The 6,359-nt window shown below is 74.8% G+C and carries 7 protein-coding genes; 3 read left to right on the top strand and 4 right to left on the bottom strand.

Annotation, left to right across the window (positions count from 1 at the left end; all coding sequences use genetic code 11):
- Positions 1–1,328: tetratricopeptide repeat protein (locus tag IF20_RS35980; RefSeq protein WP_407702610.1), on the top strand; the 1,328-nt coding region annotated here is incomplete at its 5' end.
- A 79-nt stretch (positions 1,329–1,407) separates the two neighbouring features.
- Positions 1,408–2,331 carry an NADP-dependent oxidoreductase gene (locus tag IF20_RS35975; protein ID WP_052869657.1) on the top strand — a complete coding sequence of 308 codons (924 nt, stop codon included), beginning with the start codon at positions 1,408–1,410 and terminating at the stop codon, positions 2,329–2,331.
- A 26-nt stretch (positions 2,332–2,357) separates the two neighbouring features.
- Here IF20_RS35975 and IF20_RS35970 read toward each other — a convergent pair whose 3' ends face one another.
- From IF20_RS35970 to IF20_RS35955, 4 genes are all read right to left on the bottom strand, one after another.
- Positions 2,358–2,711, bottom strand: coding sequence for a VOC family protein (locus IF20_RS35970; protein WP_052869656.1), 354 nt, complete (start codon positions 2,709–2,711; stop codon positions 2,358–2,360).
- Between the two features lie 73 nt (positions 2,712–2,784).
- A complete protein-coding gene (locus tag IF20_RS35965; RefSeq protein WP_052869655.1) occupies positions 2,785–3,600 on the bottom strand; it encodes a class I SAM-dependent methyltransferase in 816 nt (271 codons plus the stop codon).
- A 131-nt stretch (positions 3,601–3,731) separates the two neighbouring features.
- A complete protein-coding gene (locus tag IF20_RS35960) occupies positions 3,732–5,213 on the bottom strand; it encodes a bifunctional phosphatase PAP2/diacylglycerol kinase family protein (RefSeq protein ID WP_052869660.1) in 1,482 nt (493 codons plus the stop codon).
- Positions 5,214–5,265: 52 nt separating this feature from the next.
- Positions 5,266–5,712: a CBS domain-containing protein gene (locus tag IF20_RS35955; RefSeq protein WP_052869654.1), complete on the bottom strand. Its 447-nt coding sequence runs from the start codon at positions 5,710–5,712 to the stop codon at positions 5,266–5,268.
- Between the two features lie 116 nt (positions 5,713–5,828).
- Here IF20_RS35955 and IF20_RS35950 point away from each other — a divergent pair, with 116 nt between their 5' ends.
- On the top strand, positions 5,829–6,287 hold the full coding sequence (locus tag IF20_RS35950) for a GNAT family N-acetyltransferase (protein ID WP_052869659.1): 459 nt from the start codon (positions 5,829–5,831) through the stop codon (positions 6,285–6,287).
- The last annotated feature ends 72 nt before the right edge of the window (positions 6,288–6,359 follow it).

Raw genomic sequence — 6,359 nt, 5'->3', positions numbered from 1 at the left:
TTCGACAAGCGCGACTACCTCTTCAACGGCACACTGACCGTCGCCGCGATCGTCATCTGGCTCCGCGACACAGTCCAAGAGCCATCAGAAACGACCTAGACGCGGCCGGCCACGGCCTCGTGCACACCTCCACCGACACCCTGCGCGGCCGCAAGCTGTTCCTCTGGGGCGCGGGCCGGGCCGGCCGGCACTGGCAGGAGTGGCTGACCGAGCCGGGCACCCCCGGGTACGCGGAGATCCAGGCCGGGCTCGCGCGCACCCAGCTGGAGCACGTGCCCCTCGAAGCGGGCGCGGAGTTCGCGTGGCTGGAGGCGTACGGGCCGCTGGCCGCCGACCCGCGCATCGTGCACGGCGCCGACTGGGGCGCGGCCCGCGGGGAAGTGGCGGATCGGCTGGAGGCCGCGCTGCCGCGCGCCGCCGTGGACGCCGCGTACGCCGCCTGGCGCCCGTACGCCGACCTCGACCCGAAGGAGCGGCTCGCCCAGGGCTCCGGCTGGGGCGCGCTGGAGGTGGCCCGCGCCGGATACGACCTGCCGGGCCTGCCGTTCACCGAGGACACCCTGGGCGCGGACCAGCGGCCGTGGCGGGAGCTGCTGCGCACCGGTGACCTGCCCGACGAGCCGGGCGTGCCGGGCCCGTCGCCGGTCGCGCCGGCCTGGCGCGACCTCCTGGAGTCCGCGCGGCCCGGCCCCACGACCGACTTCCACCTGGGCGTCGCCCAGTGGCACGCGGGCGACCGGGCCCAGGCGGTGCGCAGCTGGGAGCGCGCGCTGGCCCGCGGCCGGAGCTGCTGGCCGCTGTACTGCCTCGCGGTCGCCGAGGCCGCGGCGGGGGACACGGGCCGGGCGGCGCAGCGGTACGCCGAGGCCGTCGCGTGCGCGGACGAGCAGACCCGGCGGGCGGAGGGCGCCGCGGCGGAGGCCGGCGCGGACGGGGAGACGGTCCGGCGGGCCGACGCCTGGCGACCGGTCCTGCCCGCGCTCGCCCGGGAGGCGGTGCCGGCGCTGATCGCGGCGGGCCGGCCCGACGAAGCGGCGGCCGTCCTCGACCGGCTGCGCCCCGAGGACCGCGCCCGCGGCCGCTTCCGGCTGCTGGCGGCGCAGGTCCTGCTCGCGCGCGGGGAGACGGCCGCCGCCCGGGCCGTCTTCGACGAGGGGTTCGAGGTCGCGGACCTCCGGGAGGGGGACGAGACGATCGGCGACACCTGGTACGCGATCGCCGAACGGCTCGTCGCGGGCGACGGCCCGGTGACCGCGGCGGTACGCGCCCGGGCCCGCGCAGAGCACCCGCTGCCGGAGCGGTACGAGTACCGGATGCGCCCGGCCTGAGGGGCTGTCACCTGCGCCGCGCGTCACCCGGACGCGCGGTGAACGGAATGCTCGGGCCGTCTCGCTCGTTGCACGCGACATGAAGGCAATCACCACCGACAGCTACGGCGACCCCGACGTCCTCGCACTCGCCGACCAGCCGGACCCGAAAGTGGCGCCCGACTCGGTCCTGATCCGGGTGAAGGCGGCCGGCGTCAACCCGGTCGACTGGAAGATCCTCGCCGGCTACCTCGATCCGATCATGCACGTGCACTTCCCGCTGATCCCCGGCTGGGACGTGGCGGGCGTCGTCGAGGCGGTCGGCATGGACGCCACCGAGTACCGGGTCGGCGACGAGGTCATGGGGTACGTGCGCAAGGACGAGGTGCAGCACGGCACGTTCGCCGAGCTGGTCGCCGCGCCGGTACGGACCCTCGCGCGCAAGCCGGCGGCGCTGGACTGGCGGCAGGCGGCCGGCGTGCCGCTGGCCGGGCTCACGGCGTACCAGGCACTGAAGCGGATCGGCGTGGGCGGCGGCGACACGGTGCTGGTGCACGCTGCGGCGGGCGGCGTCGGCGCGTTCGCCGTGCAGATCGCCGTGGCGTGGGGCGCCCGCGTCATCGGCACGGCGGGCGAGCACAACCACGACTTCCTGCGGTCGCTGGGCGCCGAGCCGGTGACGTACGGCGAGGGCCTCGCCGACCGGGTGCGCGCGCTGGCGCCGGACGGCGTGGACGCGGCGGCGGACTTCGTCGGCGGCGAGGCGGTCGACGTCTCCCAGCAGGTCCTGAAGGATCCGAAGCGGGTGGCGTCGGTCGTCGACAACGAGGTCGTCGGCAAGGGCGGCCACCTGGTGTGGGTGCGGCCGGACAGCGCCGACCTCACCGCGCTGGCCGACCTCGCCGACGCCGGCAAGCTCACCGTCAACATCGACACGGCGCTGCCGCTGGCGCAGGCGGCCGAAGCCTTCCGCCGCAGCCAGTCGGGCCGGGCGCGCGGCAAGATCGTGCTCGACCTCTCCTGACCGCCGTCAGGTGACCCGACCCGCCGTCAGGTGATCGCCACCCGGTCGACGTACTCGAAGATCGAGCCGTCCGGGTGGCGGGCCACCATGGTGCGGCCGGCGGGACCGGCGATCGGGCCCGCGACCACCTCCCCGCCGACCGCCTTCAGGTCGTCCACGGCCTCGTCCACGTTCGTCACCGCGAGCGTCGCGGTGATCTTGCGGAGTACGGACAGCTCCGCCTCGGGACCGCTCATCAGGAAGAAGCAGCCGACCGCCGCGACGGACACGCCGCCGCGCTGGAAGCGCTGCGCCTGCGCGCCCGTCAGCCGCTCGTACACGGGGATCGCGGCGTCGAGGTCGCTGACGCACACGCGCAGTGAGGTTCCCAGAATGTCCATGGGAGGAGCCTAGTTGGCGCAGCGTGCCGGCGCGATCATCCGATGGGACCACCGTAGGACCGTCAGGGAGTCCTCACACGCGGCACAGGATCTCGCCGTGCACCATGGCGAACCAGCCGTCCTCCGCTGCACCCCAGTTGCGCCAGGCGGCGCTGATCGCCTCCAGTTCCGCCTGTGTCGCCTGGCCGCCGTCGACGGCTCGCCGGGCGTACGTGGAGGCCAGGGTGCGGTCCGCCCACAGCCCGCTCCACCAGGCGCGCTCCTCGTCGGTCGCGTAGCACCACGCGCTCGCCGTGCAGGTGACGTCCGCCGGCGCGAAACCGGCCGCCAGCGCCCAGGAGCGCAGCCGGCGCCCGCCGTCCGGCGCACCGCCGTTGGCCACCGCCACCCGCCGGTACAGGTCCAGCCACTCAGCCATGCCCGCGACGTCCGGGTACCACGTCATGGTGCCGTAGTCCGCATCGCGGACGGCGACGATCCCGCCCGGCTTGGTGACCCGGCGCATCTCGCGCAGCGCCTGCACGGGGTCGCCGACGTGCTGCAGTACCTGGTGGGCGTGGACGACGCAGAAGGTGTCGTCCGGGTAGTCCAGCGCGTGGACGTCACCGACCGCGAAGTGGACGTTGCTCAGGCCGCGTTCGTCCGCGACCGCGCGGGCCTGCTCCAGGACGCCCGGCGCGTGCTCCAGGCCGGTCACCGAGCCGCCGGGGACCAGCGCCGCCAGGTCGGCGGTGATGGTGCCGGGGCCGCAGCCGACGTCCAGGACCTTCATGTGCGGCTTCAGCGAGTCCAGCAGGTAGGCGGCGGAGTTGGCGGCGGTGCGCCACGTGTGCGAGCGCAGTACGGACTCGTGGTGGCCGTGGGTGTAGACGGCGGACTCCTGTGACATGGCTGCTCCTTCGCCTGCGCGATGCGGTCACGGCGCACTGTCGCGCCGCGCTCACACCGTACGCCGAAATCTCGAAGTATGAGAGCTGCGTATCACCATGTGGACTGGCTCTTCATGGTGCCGCGGCCGGCTCACTCGGGGAGCAGGCGGTAGGCGATCAGCGCCTCGTTGGCCTTGTCGATCGTCAACTCCCTTGCTGCGGGCGCGATTTCACCGTCGTATGCGAGGTCGGTGCCGGGCGCGAGGCCGCCGATCCGCAGCGTCCGCAGCCGCGCCTCGCTCAGCACGGGGGAGTGGCGCAGCGCGCCGGTCACCGCGGCGGTCAGCAGCCGGGTGCGGGCCAGCCGGCCACCGTGCACCATGCGTACGTCCAGCACGCCGTCCGCGAGGTCGTGCCGCCGCACCGGCGCCGAACCCAGCCCGCGGTACGCGCAGTTGCCGACGAACAGGGTCCACAGCTCGCGCCGCCGGCCGTTGACCTCCACCGACACCGGCTCGGCCGACCGCAGCACCCGCCAGGCCGCCAGCACCCCGGCCGGCCAGGCGCCGATCTTCCCGGCCCACTCCTCCCGGATCCGCACCAGCTCCGGGTAGGCGCCGATGGAGAAGGTGTTGAGGAACTGCGTCGACTCCTCCCCGACGCCCGGCCGGAACCGCGCCAGGTCCACCGCGACGGCCTCGCCCGTCTCCACCGCCCGGGCCGCCTCGGCGATCGTCTCCACACCCAGGTCGTACGCGAAGTGGTTGTGCGTGCCGCCGGGCAGCACCGCGAGCGGCACCCCGTGCCGCTCGGCGACCGCCGCAGCGGCGTTGATGGTGCCGTCGCCGCCCAGCACGCCGAGCGCGCCACCGCGCCCGGCCGCCCGCTCGGCCGCCGCCTCCAGCGCCTTGTCCAGCGGCACCGCGCCCTGGTGGCCGCACTCGGTCACCTCGGCCTCCGGCAGCACGCCGTGGATGACCTCGGTCTGGTCGCTGTGCGCGCCGGTGCGCTGGCCGGAACCCTGGTTGGTGACGACGAAGAGCCCGTCCCCGCCCGGCAGCGCCGGCGCGTCGGCACGCGGCCTGGCGGGCGGCGCCATCTGGGACCGGGTCGGCGCGAGGCCCCGGACCGCGAACGCCGCACCCGCGCCCAGCGCGGCGCCCGCCAGCACGTCACCCGGGTAGTGGACGCCGGTGTAGACGCGGGAGAAGGCGACCGCTGCGGCGACCGGCGCCAGCGCCAGCCCCCACCACTTGTTCTCGAAGGCCACGCCGGTGGTGAAGGCCACCGCGGAGGCGGCGTGCCCGGACGGGAAGGAGGTGGTGAACGGCTGCTTGGTCAGCTGCCGTATCACCGGTACCGCGTCCAGGAGCGGCCGCTCCCGGCGTACCGAGCGCTTGGCCAGGGTGTTCACGGTCAGGGACGCCACCGCCAGCGAGGCGACGCCGCGCAGCGCCGCCCGGCGAGCGGGGCGGTCGCCGAACGACGCCGCTGCCGCCGCCGACCCCAGCCACAGCAGTCCGTGGTCGGCGGCCCGGCTCAGCTTGGGCAGCACCCGGTCGGCGCCGGGCCAGTGCCGGGTGGCGACCCCGTGGAACGTCTTGTGGTCCAAGGTGCTGAGTACAGTGCGCATGAGCCACATGTACCCCAACGGGACGGTCGCAGACGGTGGCGTCCCGGACGGCTCAGCGCCGGTCCTGCACCCCCTCCGCGGCCCCGTCCGGCGTGGCGCGGCTGATGTCCGCCAGCGTGGAATCCGGGACCTGCGCCCGTGCCAGGTCCCCGATGCTCACCATGCCCACCGGGGCGCCGTCCCGGACGACCGGCAGCCGCCGCACCGCCTTCGACCGCAGCAGTGACACGGCGACCGAAATCGGTTCCTCCGGGCCGACGGTGACCGGTTTCGGGGTGCACACCGAGTGGCAGGGCACGCTGAGCGGATCCACCCCCTCCGCCACGGCGCGCAGCACGATGTCCCGGTCGGTGACCACGCCGACCAGCTTGCCGTCCTCGGCCACCAGTACGTCACCGATGTCGTGCGCGCGCATGAGCTGGGCCGCCTCCACCAGCGAGGCGTCGGGGTGGACGGCGGTGACGGCCGGCGTCATGACTTCCCGTACCAACTGTGCCATTGCCTCATCGCCTTCTTCCTCGTCCTGCTCTGCCGGCCGGCCTGCTGCGGGGGATGCTGGAGGGGGCTGTACCCGGCGCGCTTCCCGCCATGCCCGCCGGGTGGTTCGATGGCCCGATGATCAGACGACGGGACGCGGCGGACCTTCCGGAATGCGTGCGGATACTGCGTGAGGTGCATGTGGAGAGCGGCTACCCGTACGCCTGGCCGGCCGATCCTGCGGGCTGGCTGACGCCCGACGGACTGACCGGTGCCTGGGTCGCCGAGGACGGGGCGGGGCGGGTGGCCGGCCACGTGACGCTGCGCGGGCGCGAGGTCGGCCGGCTGTACGTGGCCCCTGCGGCTCGCGGCCTGGGACTGGGCGGTCGGCTGCTGCGCACGGCGACGGACCGGGTGACGCCCGAGGGGCTGCGGCCGGTGCTGGCCGTCAACGTCACCAATACCGCGGCGATCGCGCTCTACGAGCGGTACGGCTGGCGGTCGACCGGCAGCGAACGGCAGGACTGGGGCGGTCCGGCGCCGGTCACCGTGCGGTTCTACGAAGCCCCCGAGGCCCCGTTCCGGACGGGCGGCTGAACCGGCTCGGTCCGGCGCAGGAGGTCGCTCCGGGCGGTTTTTCGTACCGGCCGGCGGGTGTGGACGGCCGGC

This window comes from Streptomyces niger, from assembly GCF_000718305.1.
In the GTDB taxonomy this organism is placed as follows: Bacteria; Actinomycetota; Actinomycetes; order Streptomycetales; family Streptomycetaceae; genus Streptomyces; species Streptomyces niger.
Note: the sequence above shows the minus strand (reverse complement) of the source record. Positions and strands in the feature narration are given on the sequence as shown.

What these genes read in the sequence shown, in the direction of transcription:
- IF20_RS35965 (WP_052869655.1), bottom strand. Translation starts at nt 3,600, where the DNA reads ATGTCACAGGAGTCCGCCGTCTACACCCACGGCCACCACGAGTCCGTA.
- IF20_RS35970 (WP_052869656.1), bottom strand. Translation starts at nt 2,711, where the DNA reads ATGGACATTCTGGGAACCTCACTGCGCGTGTGCGTCAGCGACCTCGAC.
- IF20_RS35955 (WP_052869654.1), bottom strand. Translation starts at nt 5,712, where the DNA reads ATGGCACAGTTGGTACGGGAAGTCATGACGCCGGCCGTCACCGCCGTC.
- IF20_RS35950 (WP_052869659.1), top strand. Translation starts at nt 5,829, where the DNA reads ATGATCAGACGACGGGACGCGGCGGACCTTCCGGAATGCGTGCGGATA.
- IF20_RS35975 (WP_052869657.1), top strand. Translation starts at nt 1,408, where the DNA reads ATGAAGGCAATCACCACCGACAGCTACGGCGACCCCGACGTCCTCGCA.
- IF20_RS35960 (WP_052869660.1), bottom strand. Translation starts at nt 5,213, where the DNA reads ATGCGCACTGTACTCAGCACCTTGGACCACAAGACGTTCCACGGGGTC.